At 47.7% G+C, this 16,852-nt stretch carries 19 protein-coding genes; 16 read left to right on the top strand and 3 right to left on the bottom strand.

Translation table 11 applies throughout. The features are described 5' to 3' along the window. Positions 1-141 precede the first annotated feature (141 nt). From BUA56_RS11565 to BUA56_RS11510, 12 genes are all read left to right on the top strand, one after another. The gene (locus BUA56_RS11565) at positions 142-609 is read left to right on the top strand and encodes a pyridoxamine 5'-phosphate oxidase family protein (RefSeq protein ID WP_226904292.1); all 468 of its coding nucleotides are present in this window, start codon (positions 142-144) and stop codon (positions 607-609) included. 22 nt (positions 610-631) lie between these two features. After that, positions 632-1,204 carry a LemA family protein gene (locus tag BUA56_RS11560; RefSeq protein ID WP_072851855.1) on the top strand — a complete coding sequence of 191 codons (573 nt, stop codon included), beginning with the start codon at positions 632-634 and terminating at the stop codon, positions 1,202-1,204. Positions 1,205-1,225: 21 nt separating this feature from the next. After that, on the top strand, positions 1,226-2,056 hold the full coding sequence (locus BUA56_RS11555; protein WP_072851853.1) for a TPM domain-containing protein: 831 nt from the start codon (positions 1,226-1,228) through the stop codon (positions 2,054-2,056). Positions 2,057-2,421: 365 nt separating this feature from the next. Further along, positions 2,422-3,114: a VanR-ABDEGLN family response regulator transcription factor gene (vanR, locus tag BUA56_RS11550; RefSeq protein WP_072851851.1), complete on the top strand. Its 693-nt coding sequence runs from the start codon at positions 2,422-2,424 to the stop codon at positions 3,112-3,114. Continuing rightward, complete coding sequence (locus tag BUA56_RS11545; protein WP_242946766.1) at positions 3,104-4,291, top strand: sensor histidine kinase; 1,188 nt, start codon at positions 3,104-3,106, stop codon at positions 4,289-4,291. Before vanR ends, BUA56_RS11545 begins: the two co-directional genes overlap by 11 nt. Next, positions 4,257-5,156 carry an ABC transporter ATP-binding protein gene (locus BUA56_RS11540; RefSeq protein ID WP_072851847.1) on the top strand — a complete coding sequence of 300 codons (900 nt, stop codon included), beginning with the start codon at positions 4,257-4,259 and terminating at the stop codon, positions 5,154-5,156. Before BUA56_RS11545 ends, BUA56_RS11540 begins: the two co-directional genes overlap by 35 nt. Then, on the top strand, positions 5,131-7,134 hold the full coding sequence (locus BUA56_RS11535) for a DUF6449 domain-containing protein (RefSeq protein WP_139249488.1): 2,004 nt from the start codon (positions 5,131-5,133) through the stop codon (positions 7,132-7,134). The genes BUA56_RS11540 and BUA56_RS11535 overlap by 26 nt, the downstream gene beginning before the upstream one ends. 187 nt (positions 7,135-7,321) lie before the next feature. Further along, positions 7,322-7,876 (top strand): GTP cyclohydrolase I FolE, encoded by a 555-nt coding sequence (gene folE / locus BUA56_RS11530; RefSeq protein WP_072851843.1) that lies wholly within the window; start codon positions 7,322-7,324, stop codon positions 7,874-7,876. Beyond that, positions 7,877-8,359, top strand: a complete 483-nt coding sequence (locus BUA56_RS11525) for an HD domain-containing protein (RefSeq protein ID WP_072851841.1) — start codon at positions 7,877-7,879, stop codon at positions 8,357-8,359. Positions 8,360-8,384: 25 nt separating this feature from the next. After that, positions 8,385-9,200: a dihydropteroate synthase gene (gene folP / locus BUA56_RS11520; protein ID WP_187143905.1), complete on the top strand. Its 816-nt coding sequence runs from the start codon at positions 8,385-8,387 to the stop codon at positions 9,198-9,200. Next, positions 9,200-10,018 (top strand): 2-amino-4-hydroxy-6-hydroxymethyldihydropteridine diphosphokinase, encoded by an 819-nt coding sequence (gene folK, locus BUA56_RS11515; protein WP_072851838.1) that lies wholly within the window; start codon positions 9,200-9,202, stop codon positions 10,016-10,018. The genes folP and folK overlap by 1 nt, the downstream gene beginning before the upstream one ends. Positions 10,019-10,070: 52 nt before the next feature. Continuing rightward, the gene (locus BUA56_RS11510) at positions 10,071-10,715 is read left to right on the top strand and encodes an endonuclease III domain-containing protein (RefSeq protein WP_072851836.1); all 645 of its coding nucleotides are present in this window, start codon (positions 10,071-10,073) and stop codon (positions 10,713-10,715) included. Between the two features lie 34 nt (positions 10,716-10,749). Here BUA56_RS11510 and BUA56_RS11505 read toward each other — a convergent pair whose 3' ends face one another. From BUA56_RS11505 to BUA56_RS11495, 3 genes are all read right to left on the bottom strand, one after another. Continuing rightward, positions 10,750-11,646, bottom strand: a complete 897-nt coding sequence (locus BUA56_RS11505; protein ID WP_072851834.1) for a bifunctional enoyl-CoA hydratase/phosphate acetyltransferase — start codon at positions 11,644-11,646, stop codon at positions 10,750-10,752. 15 nt (positions 11,647-11,661) lie between these two features. After that, the gene (buk, locus tag BUA56_RS11500) at positions 11,662-12,744 is read right to left on the bottom strand and encodes a butyrate kinase (RefSeq protein ID WP_072851833.1); all 1,083 of its coding nucleotides are present in this window, start codon (positions 12,742-12,744) and stop codon (positions 11,662-11,664) included. A 138-nt stretch (positions 12,745-12,882) separates the two neighbouring features. After that, positions 12,883-13,650, bottom strand: a complete 768-nt coding sequence (locus BUA56_RS11495; protein ID WP_158640999.1) for an IclR family transcriptional regulator — start codon at positions 13,648-13,650, stop codon at positions 12,883-12,885. A gap of 276 nt (positions 13,651-13,926) precedes the next feature. Between BUA56_RS11495 and BUA56_RS11490 the strand changes: the two genes are divergently transcribed. The 4 genes from BUA56_RS11490 to BUA56_RS11475 are packed head-to-tail and all read left to right on the top strand — an operon-like array spanning position 13,927 to position 16,851. After that, complete coding sequence (locus BUA56_RS11490; protein WP_072851831.1) at positions 13,927-14,466, top strand: 2-oxoacid:acceptor oxidoreductase family protein; 540 nt, start codon at positions 13,927-13,929, stop codon at positions 14,464-14,466. 10 nt (positions 14,467-14,476) lie between these two features. Next, positions 14,477-14,743 (top strand): 4Fe-4S binding protein, encoded by a 267-nt coding sequence (locus tag BUA56_RS11485; protein ID WP_072851829.1) that lies wholly within the window; start codon positions 14,477-14,479, stop codon positions 14,741-14,743. Then, on the top strand, positions 14,743-15,921 hold the full coding sequence (locus BUA56_RS11480) for a transketolase C-terminal domain-containing protein (RefSeq protein ID WP_072851826.1): 1,179 nt from the start codon (positions 14,743-14,745) through the stop codon (positions 15,919-15,921). Before BUA56_RS11485 ends, BUA56_RS11480 begins: the two co-directional genes overlap by 1 nt. Positions 15,922-15,936: 15 nt before the next feature. Beyond that, on the top strand, positions 15,937-16,851 hold the full coding sequence (locus tag BUA56_RS11475) for a thiamine pyrophosphate-dependent enzyme (RefSeq protein ID WP_072851815.1): 915 nt from the start codon (positions 15,937-15,939) through the stop codon (positions 16,849-16,851). Position 16,852 lies beyond the last annotated feature (1 nt).

Here is a 16,852-nt window from a genome sequence, read left to right as displayed (position 1 = left end):
GTGCCGGTGCTGTCTGCCGGTACATGGGTCTCTTTTATTAAATATATCGAAAAATTTATGAAATTGGAGGAAAAATAGGAGCTGCTGTGATAAAATAATGACATACCGTTTGAAGACAAATGATAAAGGAGGATACAGCAGGTGAGAAGGGACAGAGAAATAGAAGATGTACAGGATATGATAGATATTATCGACCGATGTGAAGTTCTGCGTCTTGGAATGTACGATGACGGGGAGATTTACATTCTTCCTATGAATTATGGGTATACTTATGAGAACGGAGAACTTGTTTTTTATCTTCACGGAGCAGTAGAAGGAAAGAAATTGGATGTCCTTCGCAGATACAGCCGGGTGGGCGTGGAACTGGACTGTGATCACCAGCTGGTGGAGGGGAAAGTTCCCTGCCAGTACGGTTACAAATACGCCAGTATCGTAGGACACGGCACGGCCCAAATTATCGAAGACCCCGGGGAGAAGATAGAGGCCATGAAGATATTGATGAAATGTATTTCAGGCAAGGAATTTGATTTTAATGAAAGACTGGTCTCAATCATTTCAGTGATTAAGGTAACCGTGTCATCCTTTACAGGAAAACGGTATCCCAAATAGGGAAAGAAGAGGAGGATTCATTGTGAAAAAAACAGGTAAAATAATACTGCTGGGGATCATAGTCGGAGTGATTGTGATCGGAGGACTTTGTGTAAGCCAGTATAACTCTATGGTAGGGATCCGGGAGGATGTGGAGAACCAGCAGGCCAATATTGACACGATGCTGCAGAGAAGAGTTGATTTAATTCCTAACCTGGTGAACACCGTAAAAGGATATGCAAAACAGGAAGAGGAAGTCATCACAGCTGTCAGCGATGCCAGGGCAAAGCTGTCCGGGGCGCAGGGTATGGAAGAGAAAGCGACGGCGGATGGTGAGCTTTCCAGTGCCCTCAGCCGCCTGCTTGTGGTAGTAGAAAATTATCCGGATCTGAAATCCAGTGAGCAGTTCCAGTCTCTGTCGGACGAATTGGCGGGAACAGAAAACAGGATTGCGGTAGCAAGAAAAGATTACAACGATGCGGTAAAGACTTATAACCAGAGAATCAGGAGGTTTCCGTCCAATCTGTTTGCAGGCATTTTCGGATTTGAGAAGGCAGAATACTTCCAGGCTGCCCAAGGCGCTGAAAGTGTACCGGAAGTGAATTTTAACGAGTAGAGACAGGGAACAGGGGAGAATATGAAAAAAAAGAGAAAAATATTATGGCTGCCTGTGTTCCTGGTCTGTCTGTTGACTGTTCAGGCTGTACAGGTTTTTGGGGCACCTGAGATTCCCCGTCAGACCAGTGAATTCTATGTCAACGACTTTGCGGATGTACTCAGCGAAGAGACAGAAACCTATGTGGTACAGCGAAGCAAAGCTCTGGCTGAGGAGACAAAGGCTCAGGTAGTCGTCTCCATTGTAGAAAGTCTGGACGGGGATACCATTGAAGATTATGCGAATACTATGTTCCGGCAGTACAAAATTGGTGATGAGAAAGAGAATAACGGGGTTCTGATCCTTGTGGCAATCCGGGATCGGGAGGTCCGGATCGAAGTGGGGTACGGCCTGGAGGGAGCCATTAATGATGCTAAGGCAGGCCGTATTATACGCAGCCAGGGGACTCCGTATTTAAAAGAGGACGACTGGAATACAGGAGTAAAAATGATGTATACCGGGGTGATGGAGGCTGTCTATGAGGAATATGGTCTGCAGCCTCCCGCAGAGCTTGAAACGGAAAGCCTTCTTCCTGAGGAAGATGCAGACAGCGGGGAGAGCAGCGATGATTCAAAGACGGGAGACATTCTATGGATTATTCTGGTAGTTATCATACTGATTCTGCTAAACAATAATAACCGCCGAGGCGGCAGAAGAGGCGGAGGCTTCCGCGGTCCTTATATCGGGGGCGGTTTCGGAGGCTTCGGTGGAGGCTTTGGAGGCGGTTTCGGAGGCGGAGGCTTCGGAGGCGGCGGAGGTTCCTCAGGAGGAGGCGGTTCCTCGGGAGGAGGCGGCGCATCCGGACGTTTTTAAAGATATGAGCCCGGGCTGCCGGACTTTGTGCACGGGAGTACGGCGATGGGGGCGGAAGTAACACATATCCGCCCCCATTTGCTATATAAAAGAAGGAGAGCCAGTACCCTGCGGATACTGGCTTATGAAAAAGAAAAAGTTTTGCGTTAGGTTGTTGGCCTCTTAACACTTATAACTATAAAGGATAATTGTGAAATATCTGTGATTGTTTCTTGAATAAAGTGTGGAGAGTTCCTAAAAAATATGGGAAGAAAGATTAAGCAAATCTTAAGCATTTCTGTATAAATCGTTAATAGAAAAGAAAGTAAATTTTGCTATAATGGCTCAGGATATTAAACACATAGAAAAGCATAGGGGGAAGTACTGTGGAGGCACGGATTTTAGTTGTAGATGACGAGAAAGAAATCGCTGATTTGGTGGAGCTGTTTCTAACAAATGAAGGATTTCAGGTATATAAGTATTATACAGGTGCGGAGGCAATGGAATGCGTACAAACGACATCCCTGGACCTGGCGATTCTGGATGTGATGCTGCCGGATTTGGATGGCTTCACGTTGTGTCAGAGAATCCGGGAGAGTTATACGTACCCAATTATTATGCTCACCGCCAGAGAGCAGGAGATGGACAAGATTACAGGTCTTACCCTGGGGGCGGATGATTATGTAACAAAGCCTTTTCGTCCACTGGAGTTAATCGCCCGGGTAAAGGCGCAGCTGCGCAGGTATAAAAGATACAGCAGTCCGGGGAGCGAGGATGACGTGATTACCGTATCCGGACTGGTTCTGGACAGAGAAAAGCACGGCTGCTGGCTCAATGAAAAGCCTATCAGCCTGACGCCTATTGAGTTCTCCATTCTTTGGTATCTCTGTAAAAACAAAGGGAAGGTAGTTAGCTCTGAGGAATTGTTTCGGGTGGTTTGGAAAGAAAAGTATTTTACAAGCAGCAATAATACGGTGATGGTACACATCCGTCATATCCGGGAGAAGATGAAAGATTCGGCAGAGAATCCGAAATACATTAAGAATGTCTGGGGAGTGGGGTATAAGGTTGAAGAATAAATGGGTAAAAGCAGTAAAGGCAGTTGGGCTTGGCATTCTTGTGCTTGTAGTCTGCAGGTTCCTTTACACACTTCTGGATACAACATTTAACGGGATATTTGTAGACTGGTTTACCAATTCTTTTGTTTACCGGGATACATTTCTGAATGCAGAAACAAATGACTATATAGAATCCCAGACAATCAACTGGTATGCCCTGAAAAGTTTTTTGTATCCTGCTTTTCTTGTCTTCGTACTGGGGGTGGTCTTTCTTGTGCGATGGCTTGCCGCCCGTATGGCCAAAAAAAAGAATCAGCAGGACATTGGAAAAATAGCGGATATCCTCAGAAAGTTTCAGGAAAATCAGAAGGAGATCCCTCCTCTTCCCGGCGATTACGCCAGGATTGAAGCGCAGCTTCATCAGATTCGGGAAAAAGAAGTTAGACAGGTCCGGATTCTGGAAAAGGAAACCAGAAAGCGGAACGATCTGATTACGTATTTGGCTCATGATCTGAAGACCCCCCTGGCCTCGGTGATTGGATATCTGTCCCTGCTGGATGAAGTGCCGGAGATGCCCCCGGCGCAAAAGGCAAAATATATTGGGATAACACTGGATAAGGCATACCGCTTGGAAGAACTCATAAACGAATTTTTTGATATTACCAGATTTAATCTCCAGGCAATACAGATCAATCTGGGGAGGGCTAATCTTGGCTTCCTTCTTCAGCAGCTTGGTGAACAGTTTTATCCCATCTTAGAGCAGCAGAGGAAAAAAGTTGTTATCGAGACTCCGGAAGAGCTGTGGATATGGGCGGACGGAGAAAAACTGGCCAGAGTATTTAATAATATTCTGAAGAATGCCATTGCGTACAGCTATGAGGACACTGTCATTGAGATCCGGGCATGCCGCACGGAGGACAAGGTGAAGATCACATTCTCTAACCTGGGAGATCCCATCCCCCCAAACCAGCTGGAGACCATTTTTGAGAAGTTTTTCCGTCTGGACAGCTCCCGTTCTACTCATACTGGAGGAGCAGGGCTGGGGCTTGCCATAGCAAAAGAAATTGTCCAGGCCCACGGGGGAGAGATCTATGCTGAGAGCGGGGAGGAGAGAACTGTATTTACAGTAATGCTGCCGGACAGAAAGGGGAATCTGACAGAAAATGATAGAGATACGAGAGATAAGCAAAAGCTTTGAAGAGGTCAAAGCAGTAAATAACGTAACGCTGACGATTCAGGACGGAGCGGTTACCGGCCTTCTGGGAACCAACGGGGCCGGGAAAACTACCCTTCTTAGAATTGCGGCCGGTATTCTGCGGCCGGACGAGGGGAGTATTACAGCTGATGGTGAGAATATCTTTGATGTGCCAGCGGTGAAAGAAAAAATTTTTTTCCTGCCGGATAAACCATACTTTTTTGCAAATGCAACCACTGCCAGCCTGGCCCGGTTTTACAAAAATACTTATCCGGACTTTTCAGCAGAACGGTTTTTAGAATTAGCGAAATACTTTGGGTTTGAGGAAAACCAGCGGCTGCGGACGTTTTCGAAAGGGATGAAAAAGCAGGTAAGTATCTTATGCGCAGTGTGTGCCAACACAAAATATATACTCTGTGACGAGGTATTCGACGGTTTGGATCCGGTTGTGCGCCAGTCCGTCACAGGAATTCTTCGGGATGAGATGGGGCGAAGAGAACTGACTTTGGTAATCGCTTCCCACAATCTGAGAGAACTGGAAGAATGCTGTGACTACATTGGAATTTTGCACAAGGGGGGTGTACTCCTGTCCAGGGATATACAGAATATGGAATATGAAATTCATAAGGTGCAGGGTATCTTCAAAGATTCCGGCAAGGAACTGTTATCCGCAGGCCTTTCCCTGGTTTCCTGCAGACAGACAGGATTCTTGACTACATTGCTGGCAAGAGGGGGAAAAGAGGAAGTCCGGGCAGCAATAGAGAGTCTGGAACCGGAATGCTGGGAGTTTCTCCCCCTTACTCTGGAGGAAATATTTATAAATGAAACGGAGGCTATTGGTTATGACATCAAGACTCTCATTTCTTAAAAGAATGAAGGAGGACTTTAAGAGGAGAATATGGCTCATGGTACTTTCCTGCTATTTGTTCGGTATGTACGTACTGGAAACTGCATCCGGGGGAAGTGGATTGCTCTGGGCCGGAGATGACAGACTTGGTCCCGGGAACCAGACTGTTATGGCGATCAGTATTCTTCTGGCTGTTCTGTGCGGAATCCAGGGATTTTCCTATCTCTTTTCCCAGGACAGGACAGACTTTTACTTCAGCCTGCCTGTGAGGAGAAGAACGTTATTCTCTGCTGCTTACTGGAATGGGTTACTGATTTTTGCAGTTCCCTGTTTTATCTCCCATCTTTTATGCTGGTTCATCAAAGATCCGAAGCATATGGGCGACAGTCTCTATCTGGCACTGGCCGGGGTTCTGGTAGCAGGGGCTGGCTTTCTTTTGTTCTATCATATTACTTTGCTGGCTGTGCTGCTGACGGGAAATATTGTGATCGCTGCGGGACTGCTGGCTTTTTTCGTTTTTTATGTGTCGGTAACCTTTGGGATCATTGTACAGATGTACAGCAAAATGTTTTTTCAGACTTTTTACCAGGCCGACTGGCTGAATCGCATAAATCTGTATCTTTCTCCCCTGGATTTATATCAGAGGATGGCCGGTCTCGGGGAATATGGGACTGGGGCAGGCAGGTGGTCCCTGCACGACTATGCTCCGTATCTTGCGGCTGCCCTGGGATTGGCAGCAGTTCTGTATGTTCTGCTCAGGGTATTCTTTTACCGCCGCCCCGCAGAAGCGGCAGGAAAAGCCATAGCATTTCCCGCTGCGCAGCTGGTTCTTCGGTTCTTGTTTGTAGTTCCTCTGGGCCTTATGGGGGGATATTTTTTCCGCCTGTGCGGGGGTCAGAGCGGTTCTGTGGTATGGGTGCTGGCAGGGATTCTGGCGGCAGTGTTCACCTTCCACGGACTGGCAGAGGTGATTTTTCAGTTCCGTTTTCGGGCCATGCTGTCCAGGCAGCGGCAGATGTTTCTTACTGCAGGGATATGTGCATTGATTGCGTGCAGTTTTTACTGGGATCTCTGGGGGTATGATTCTTATCTGCCGGAGGAAGCGAAGGTAAGTTCTGTGTCGGTAAGCATTAAGGGCATGGATGACACAGATCCTTACAGCGAATTTCTAAAAGAGGATCTGAGGAATGATTCGATGGCAGAAAGCCGTTTCCGCCATATGGAACTTACCGGAGAGAGAAAAGCTGCTGTATTGGACTGGATCCGGGGTCTGTCAGAACACACGGAGGGGAAACAGGAGGCAATGACTTACGCTGCGGTTGCCTATCATATGAAAAATGGTTCCGACATTTATCGGCAGTATCCGGTAGTCTCTTCGGAGGACTTGGAAGCATTTCAGCCCATTTATGAGAGCGGGGAATATAAGGCTGGAACGGTGTCACTGATTTCCTATGGGGAAGAGGACATTGATAACGGCTATGAATTCACCTGGTCCAACGGAGTGTCTGTGCTGACGCCTGACCTCAGCGGTGAAGAAAAGAGGGAGCTGTTCGCCTGTTACAGAAGAGATCTGGAGGATTTATCCATGAAGGAGGCCATGGGGGATGTGCCCCTTGGTATGCTGAATTTTGCGAAGGAAGGAAGTATGAACGGAGGCATTGGCTATATTTACCCTTCTTTTACAGAGACAGTAAATTTTCTGAAAGGGAAAGGAATCCCTGCGGATAAAAAACTCAGTGATTACGAGATTCTTAAGATTGTGGCTGTCACCCAGGAAAAAGAGTCCGGTTCCTGGAACGATTACGGCCGGGTATCTTTAAAAAGGGAGACCATAGACGGCAAAGCAAAGATCAAAGCCCTGGAAAATAAGCTCATGTATCAAAAATATGGCATTCAGCCTCTGATGCAGCCCTATGATGCGGACACAGAATACCAGGTGGTAATCAAGGGGAACGAAGGGGATACCATTGTGCGGGTGGACTGTGTAGCTTTGAAGTAGGAGAATGTATAGTTTTGGGGATAGATGTATAAATTTATCGTTTCTTTTACCAAAAAATATGATATAATGAGCGTTAGCGAGCCATAGGGAGTATTGCTCACTTTTGGCGAATGGCGATCATGCCGAAGGTATGATATAATAAGAAATCGATCAGTATACTAAGTATTTTTGAACGGAGACAAAAGAAATGGTAAATCAGGATAAAGTCAGAGAAGGAGTCAGACTCATTCTGGAAGGGATCGGGGAGGACATTAACAGGGAAGGCCTGGTGGAGACCCCGGATCGCATTGCCAGGATGTATACAGAGCTGGTGGGCGGCATGGAAGAGGATGCGGGAGAGCATCTGAAAAAGCGTTTCCATGTGACAAACAATGAGATGGTAGTGGAAAAAGACATTGTGTTCTACTCTCTCTGTGAACACCATATGCTCCCATTCTATGGAAAAGCACACATCGCATATATACCGGATCACGAAGTGGTAGGCCTGAGCAAAATTGCCAGGACGGTGGAAGTGTTTGCAAGACGGCTTCAGCTTCAGGAACAGCTGACGGCGCAGATCGCAGATTCTTTTATGGAGCATTTGAGCCCAAGAGGGGTTATGGTGATGATAGAGGCTGAGCATCTCTGTATGACCATGAGAGGAATTAAAAAGCCCGGTTCCAAGACAGTCACCATGGTAACCAGGGGAGTCTTTGAAGGCAATACCGAACTGCAGAACACTTTTTATCAGCTGGTGAAATAGATGGAGAGAGTAAACAGTATTTTACAGCATCCTACGTACATAGAATGTCTGGAAAAGATAAGGGGATACGAAGAAGAGCGCATTTTCTGTGGCCATGACATGACGCATTTTTTGGATGTGGCTCGTCTGGCCTATCTTTTTAGTCTGGAAGAAGGACTAAAGATAGAAAAAGAGTGGATTTACGCGGCCGGACTTCTTCATGATATCGGGCGGCATGTACAGTACCGGGACAAGACGCCCCATCAGAAGGCGAGCGTCCCTATAGCGGATGCGATACTTGCAGACTGCGGCTTTGAACCGGAAGAGCGCAGGTCGATTCTTACAGCAATCGTCAGGCACAGGGACAGTACAGTACAGGGGGAGAAGAACCTGGCTGGAATCATATACCGGGCGGACAAGATGTCCAGGAGCTGCTTCGGATGTCAGGCTGAAGCGCAGTGTGACTGGAGTCCGGAGAAAAAAAATTTGATTTTAAAGTACTAATGGAATACAGGAGACGGAAGTTATGATGACAATTGGAAATAAAGTATTTGACACAGCGAATCATACCTACATTATGGGAATTCTCAATGTAACTCCCGATTCATTTTCCGACGGAGGCAGATGGAATGAAAGCGATGCGGCCTTACGGCACACAGAGGATATGATTGGGGAAGGCGCTGATATCATTGACATCGGGGGGGAGTCCACCCGTCCCGGTCACGTGCAGATTACAGAGGAAGAGGAGATTCGCCGTGTTGTGCCGGTGATTGAGGCAGTAAAGGCCAGATTTGATGTTCCGGTGTCAGTGGATACCTATAAAAGTGCGGTAGCAAGGGCAGCCCTCGAGGCGGGGGCTGATCTGGTGAATGACATCTGGGGATTAAAATATGATCCTGAACTGGCGGGAGTGATTGCAGCGTCAGGGGCCGCCTGCTGTCTGATGCACAACAGAAACCAGCCGGACTATAAAGATTTTATGACAGATATGTGCAGCGATCTGAGAGATACATTGGCCATTGCCGAAAAAGCCGGTATATCAATGGAAAAAATCATCTTGGACCCCGGCGTAGGATTTGGCAAAACTTATGAAAATAACCTGGAAGCTATCCGGTGCCTGGAACGCCTCCATGAGCTGGCGTGTCCCGTGCTGCTTGGAACTTCCAGGAAATCAGTGATTGGACTGGCGCTGGATCTGCCTGCAGATGAGAGAGTGGAGGGGACCCTGGCTACCACCGTGCTGGGCGTGATGAAGGGAGCTGCCTTTGTGCGGGTTCATGATATAAAAGAAAATGCCAGGGTGATACAGATGACGGAAGCGATCCTGGGAAGAGGGGCTGAATAATGGATAAGATTAAGATACAGAACCTGGAGGTTTACTGCAATCACGGGGTGTTTCCGGAGGAGACAAAGCTGGGACAGAAGTTTTTGATTTCTGCTGTCTTATATACAGATACCAGAGAAGCGGGTCTGACCGATCAGTTGGAGCGTTCGATTAACTACGGGGAAGTCAGTCATTTCATGAAGGAGTACATGGAAAACCACACCTTTAAGCTCATAGAAGCAGTGGTGGAGAACCTGGCAAAGGAACTGCTTCTTCACTTCTCCCTTCTGACTCAGGTGAAGCTGGAAATTAAAAAGCCCTGGGCGCCTATCGGGCTTCCTCTGGATACGGTTTCTATTGAGATTACCAGGGGGTGGCACAGAGCCTACATCGCCCTTGGGTCCAATATGGGGGACAAAGAAGAATATCTTACTCAGGCTGTGGAGGCTTTGAAGGAACAGGAGAGCTGCCGGGTGGGCAGGGTATCAGATTTTATTGTGACAGAGCCTTATGGGGTGACAGACCAGGATAAGTTCCTGAATGGGGCAGCAGAGGTAATGACGCTTCTGACTCCTTTTGAACTGCTGGATATGCTTCATGGCATCGAGCAGGAAGCTGGCAGAAAACGAATGCTTCGCTGGGGACCCAGAACTCTGGATCTGGATATCCTTTTTTATGATGACTTAATCCTTGACACGGAGACACTGCAGATTCCTCATATAGGAATCCCTCTGAGAGACTTTGTACTTTTGCCTATGGCTCAGATTGCTCCTTATTTCAGGCATCCGGTGCTGGGACGGACGGTGGCGGAACTGAAGGAAGCGCTGACAAAAAATTAGGAGGCAGTGTCTGACTGCAGGGAATAGGCTGGGAAAATAGAGAGGAAACGCTATGACAAAGGAAAACTTGGCTCTTGAGATTGTTGAGAGACTGAAAACGGAATATCCGGAGGCCGGATGTACGCTGGACTATGATGATGCCTGGAAACTGCTTGTGAGTGTTCGCCTGGCTGCTCAGTGTACAGATGCCAGAGTAAATGTGGTGGTAGAGGACCTCTATGCAAAGTATCCGGATGTGGATGCTCTGGCTGCTGCGGAACCGGAGGATATAGAGCGCATAGTAAAACCCTGCGGTCTGGGGAAGAGCAAGGCGAGAGATATCAGTGCCTGTATGAAAATATTAAAGAATGAATATGGGGGAAAGGTTCCCAGAGATTTTGACAGTCTTCTGAAGCTCCCCGGTGTGGGAAGAAAGAGTGCCAATCTGATCATGGGGGATGTCTTCGGGGAACCCGCCATTGTCACTGACACGCACTGTATCCGCTTGGTAAACCGCATGGGACTTGTGGATGGGATAAAGGATCCAAAAAAAGTAGAGATGGCACTGTGGAAGCTTATTCCTCCGAAGGAGGGAAGTGATTTCTGTCACAGGCTGGTATATCACGGCAGAGATGTCTGTACAGCCAGGACAAAGCCCCGCTGTGAAAGGTGCTGTCTTGCAGATATATGTGAAAAGAACGGAGTAGAAAAGCCATAGGTTTTACATGGGCTTTTCTGCTCCGTTTTTAAGGTTATAAAACACTGAGCGCCACAGCATGGAGCTTATTTTGGGCGGAATCTGACCGGGACGTCATTATAATTGGAACACCTGCGCCGATGACCGCGCTTCCGGTCTTCAGATTGGCGAAATACCGCAGTGCTTTATCCAGTGCATTTCCCGTACACAGATTGGGGAGAAGGAGGATATCGGCGCTTCCTGCCACGGGATTGGAAATGCCTTTTGCTGCTGCAGCTTCCGCGGACACGGCATTGTCCAGCGCAAGAGGGCCGTCCACCCGGCAGTCTCTGATTTGGCTCCGCTCATTGGCTTTGCTGAGCATAGCCGCGTCAATGGTCTCCGGCATTTTTTCATTAATCACCTCCACAGGGGCGATACAGGCAACCTTGGGACAATGGATTCCCAGCTTATGCGCCAGAGATACGGCATTTCTGATAATCTGAACCTTATCCTCATAAGAAGGGCATACATTGATCGCACAGTCAGTCAGAAGGATAAACCGGTTTTCCTGGGGAAATTCACTGACGGTTATCTGACTGACAAGCGCTTTTTGGGGGACCAGGCAGTATTCTTTGTGGAACAGGGCACGCAGAAAGTCAGAAGTGTGGAGGAGACCTTTCATAATAGCGTCCGCTTTTCCCTCAGCGGCCAGTTCCACAGCCAGCATGGCAGATTTTTTGTCATCTGGTTGGTGGATGATATCCCACATATCCGGTTTTTCTCCAAGGGACAAGAGAATCTCTCTTATCTTATCCTCTATTCCAATTAGTGTAAAAGCGGCAATTCCCTCATTTCGCGCCAGAGCAGCACATTCTAAAACCTCAGAGTCATGGGCAGCGGCTACGGCTATGTTTTTCTTATCAGTATTCTTGCGTATCTCTTTCATGATTTCTTCAAAGTTGTGATACATGGAAACCCTCCTTTCTCAGGCAGACTGCTCATCGTAATTCTGTATAGGTTCCTCCCGGTGCAGGACACGGAGAGCGCCCAGCGCCAGGGATTCCATTTCATTTTCCCCAGGATAGACAGCCACGGGAGCGATAAAGGAGACCCTCTCTTTGATTAGATTAACGAAATAGTCCCAATATCCCAGACCGGCAGTCAAAACGATGGCGTCTATCCTACCTTTCATCACTGCGGCAATTCCTCCGATTTCCTTGGAAACCTGATAAGCCATGGCCCTGGTGACAGACTCAGCCCTTTTGTCACCGGAATCAATTCTGCGCTGCACCTCCTGTCCGTCTACTGTGCCCAGATATGCCGCCATGCCCCCGCGTCCATTTACCCTGCGGAGCATCTCATCCTGGGTGTACCGGCCGCTGTAACAAAGCTTAATTAATTCTCCTACCGGGAGGTCTCCGCTTCTCTCCAGAGCAAAAGGACCATCCCCTGCAAGTCCGTTATTCACATCAATGATTTTGCCCTTTTCATGGGCGGCAACGGTAATTCCGCCGCCCATATGAGCCACTATGAGATGGGTCTCTGCGTAATCCACTCCATGATCCCGGCAGTATTTTCTTGCGGTGGCACGGTGGTTCAAAGCCTGAAATGAAGCAATTCTTTCAATCTCCGGAAGGCCGGAATAAACGGCTTCCTCACACATTTCATTACATACCGGGGGATCTACGGTAAAGGCCGGGATATTGTATTTTTGTCCGAGATCATAGGCGATCTGCCCTCCGATATTGCATGGATGATCCCCATATCTGCCGCACTGGGAGTCCGCAAGCATTTTGCCCGTGATCTTATATGTCCCTCCCCGTACCGGCTGTATGGTACCCCCGCGGCTTACAATAGCGTGAAAAGCTTCCAGCCGCTCACCTTTTTCCTTCAGAAGAGCGAGAATTGCCTCCATACGATACTCATACTGATCCATAAAATGCAGATATCCTGCAATCTCTTCCCTGGGATGAGTAATCGACTGGACCCAGAGCGCAGTGTCGTCAGAATAAACACCTACCTTTGTGGAGGTAGAGCCCATATTAATAATTAGCAGTCGATAATTCATAAACGCCTCCTTATAATATTAATGCAATTTACAAAGTGTTTAATATAATAAACGGCGTTTTAATATGTGAACTTGTTTAATCAAAATATATCATATAGGGGTATGGGAGTCAATATGAAAATCTTTTTTTGCCCTTTTTTACTGCAACCCTTTTTGGATCTGCTCTGCTGCGTTGTGCAGTGCTTCCAGATGTTTCTCTTTATTGGCCAGCATCCTTGTGGTCGGTCCGGAGGAGCTGATTGCGGCCACGGGCCTTCCGGAAAACGAGAGGATTGGTACGGCATAACAGGACAGCCCGATCTCTGTTTCCTCGTTATCACTGGAATATCCATCTGCTTTTACTTTGTCCAGGATATTCAGCAGTTCTTTGGCATCTTTAATGGAGTATGGTGTTTGCTGTTCAAAGACTGCGGAGCGGATGTATTGGTTGATAAACTGATCCGACTCGTAGGCCAGTATGGACTTTCCGGTTGCAGTGAGGTGTGCGTACTGTGTGTACCCCAGAAGAATATCCATTTTCAGCCACAGGGACCCGATGCTTTTGTCTACAAAGGTAACATGAGTGGGATTATCCATGATGACCAGATGGGATGACTCTCCGGTTGCCTCTGAGATGCGGCAGAGATGGGGATGTATGAGACCGATAAGTTCCATGCGGTTGTGGGCAATCTGGCCAAGCGTTGACACTTTGACGCTGAGACGGTATTTGGAATTCTCTGTCTTAACAATATAGCCGCTTTGCTCCAGCGTCACCAGAAATCGGAAAGCTGTGCTGCGGTTAATCCCCAGATAGCGGGTTACATCACTGGGGCTCAGTTCTTCGTAAGTAAAAAAAAGATCCATAACTGAAAGAGCAGTTTCCACAGAATGGAGAATATATTTTTCGTTATTGCCGGTTTCTTTCAAGTGGCATTCCTCCTTTGGATAATATGGTTTCAGTGTAACAAGAAATAGTTTGTCCGTCAACGATTGTTTCATGTAGTAAACGGATGTTTTATATATTATAGACAAAAATGAGTATGAAAAATGTTACACTTTTGCAGCAAAAGAGTAGTTGACAGAATTAGAAACTAAATATATTATAAAGATACAAAGTGTTTGATATACAAAACAACGTTTTGATACAGTGAACAAAATGCAAAAGGTTACTCATTAAATAAACCATAAAGGAGAGAAATGCGTATGAAAGAAATCCGTTTGCACGGCCGTGGCGGCCAGGGAGTTGTAAAAGCTTCCCAGATAGTGGTAAAGGCTGCCGTAGCCGGAAAAAAGTACGGCCAGTTTATTCCGTTTTTCGGGGTGGAACGAAAAGGCTCCCCAGTATTTGGCTATTTGAGAATCTCCGATGAACCCATCCGCAGAAAGATGCAGGTGTATGAACCGGATATCCTGATGATACTGGATGACTCGCTGGTGTCCCTCCCAAGTACATATGCAGGGCTGAAGGAGGGCGGAACTGTTATTATTAATTCTGTCAAAACCCCGGAGGAATTGAAAGTTCCTTCCTGTGCAGGGAAAGTTGCTGTAGTTGATGCAACCGGGATCTCAGAAGAGCTTCTGGGGCGCAATATACCCAACACAGCAATGCTGGGGGCATTCGCCCAAATTTCGGGACTGGTGGACAAAGATGTGCTGTTTCAGGAAGTAGAGGCATCCTTTGGAGCTGCAAACAGAGAGGCTGCCCAAAAGGCTTACGGGCAGGCAGCCGGCTTAAAAGAGTAGGAGGAAGTTTATGGAGAAGCGTTTACATATAACACCCATCGGGGATGAAGGAATGTACATTCTCGATACAGCCAGCTGGAGAGTATACCGTCCGGTGATGGACAAAGAAAAATGTATCGACTGCGGCATGTGCCTGGCCTTCTGCCCGGTCAATGCCGTTGCCGCTGTCGGAAAAAAGTTTGAAATCACTTATGATTACTGCAAAGGATGCGGGATCTGCGCCAATGAGTGCAAAAAAGGTGCGATTGCTATGGTACTGGAAGGAGGTTCAAGATAATGGGCAAGATAAAAGTTCTTACAGGTAATTACTCTGCGGCAGAAGCAGCAGCATTGTGTCATCCGGATTTGATTGCCGCCTACCCTATAACCCCCCAGTCTTCTGTCGTGGAATATCTGGCCGGACTGGTTCACGACGGAGTCATAGATGCCAACCTGGTGCAGGTAGAATCGGAACATTCCGCTATGAGTGTAGTTCAGGGGGCGGCTGCCGGAGGCGGCAGAGTGTTCACAGCAACGTCCGCCCAGGGCCTGGCGCTGATGTATGAACCCTACTTTCGTATGTCTACCCTGCGTTTTCCTATGGTTATGGCTCTGGCTACCAGAGAAATGACCTCGCCGGAGACTGTGTGGAGCGGACAGCAGGATGCTATGAGTGTCCGTGAAGCCGGATGGATTCAGATGTTCTGTGACAGTAACCAGGAGATCGTGGATATGATCATCCAGAGCTATATGCTGGCCGAGCACCCGGAGGTATTACTTCCCGTAAATGTCTGCTACGATGGATTTTACAGCTCTCATCTCACCGAGGGTGTGGATCTCCCCCTGCAGGAAGAGGTGGACAGATTCCTGCCGCCGCCTTCTTTTCACCATGCAGTGCTGGATCCGGATCACCCCTTTGCCCTGGATCCTCTTACACCGGGCCCCATCCTGATGAAATACAGAAAATCTCATCTGGATGCAATGGAGAAAGCCCTGGAAGTAATCGATGAGGTGGATAAGAAATTTGGGGATACCTTTGGACGCTATTACGGGGGAGCTGTCTCTCAGTACCGGACAGAGGATGCGGATGTTGTCATAGTAACCATCGGAGGAATGACCGGAACGGGAATGGATGCGGTGGATCAGGCCAGAGAAGAGGGAATTAAGGCAGGTCTGCTTAAACTGCGCTTCACAAGGCCATTCCCGGCAGAGAAAATAAGAGATGCTTTAAAGGATAAAAAAGCATTTGCGGTGATCGACAGAAGTGTGAGTTTTGGATGGAGCCAGGGCCCCATGCATATGGAAGTCAAGGCAGCGCTGGCGGACGCTGACAGCAGATACTGTCATTTTTCTGCAATCGGCGGTCTGGGCGGCGCAGACATTTCCATTGAAATGATGATGGAGACAATCAGGAATCTGGACGCCCATAAAAATGAACCGGGGGAAAGAGAAACCCAGTGGTATATGGTAGACTAGACAGGAGGAAGATAAATGAGCTATATTGATATTTTAAAAGAAGCAGAAGATCAGGTGACTCCGGGCATGTCTGCCTGTCAGGGGTGCGGCGGAGAGTTAATACTGAGAACCGTTCTGAAAATAGCAGGTAAAAATACAATTGTGGGAATTCCCCCGGGATGTATGGCCGGAGCCGGTGTGGTGGGGTGGAATTACGCCAACGGCCTTAAGATTCCTGTACACATTCCCCTGCTGGATAATACGGCGTCCTTCCTTACCGGGCTGAGTCAGATGTATGAGCGGAAAGGAAGGGGAGAGGTAAATATGATTGGAATCGCAGGGGACGGAGCCACGGCCGACTGTGGATTTCAAAGTCTTTCGGCAGCTGCGGAGAGAAATGAAAAGATGCTCTATGTCTGTTATGACAATGAGGGGTACATGAATACAGGTTATCAGAGAAGTTCCACCACGACGAAGGGTTCCAGGACATCCACCACCCCCATAGGAGCTGTGATTAACGGCAAACAGCAGCAGCAGAAGTATCTTCCTCTGATTATGTCCATGCATGGACTGACCTACTGCGCAACGGCGTCGCCGTCCCACATGGCAGACTTTGTGAAAAAAGTAGAGAAGGGGCTGGCAGCCAGTAAAAAAGGCTTTGCCTACCTGCATGTATTCTCTCCCTGTCCTACGGGATGGGCATATTCCCCGGAAAAAGCTATTGAGGTAGCCAGAAATGCCGTAAGGTCCAACATGTTTCCTCTATGGGAGATGGATGAGGACGGGTATCACATGAATGTGAGAAACAAAACACCGATATCTGTAAAGGAATTTATACAGGGGATTGGAAAATTTAAGAATCTTACAGAAGAAGATATCAACAGTATTCAGCAGATAGCGGATCAGAGATTCCATATACTTATGAGGCTGGCGGAACAGGGAATGGAATGAT

Origin of the sequence: Lactonifactor longoviformis DSM 17459 (assembly GCF_900129135.1) — a bacterium.
Lineage (GTDB): Bacteria > Bacillota > Clostridia > Lachnospirales > Lachnospiraceae > Lactonifactor > Lactonifactor longoviformis.
Note: the sequence above shows the minus strand (reverse complement) of the source record. Positions and strands in the feature narration are given on the sequence as shown.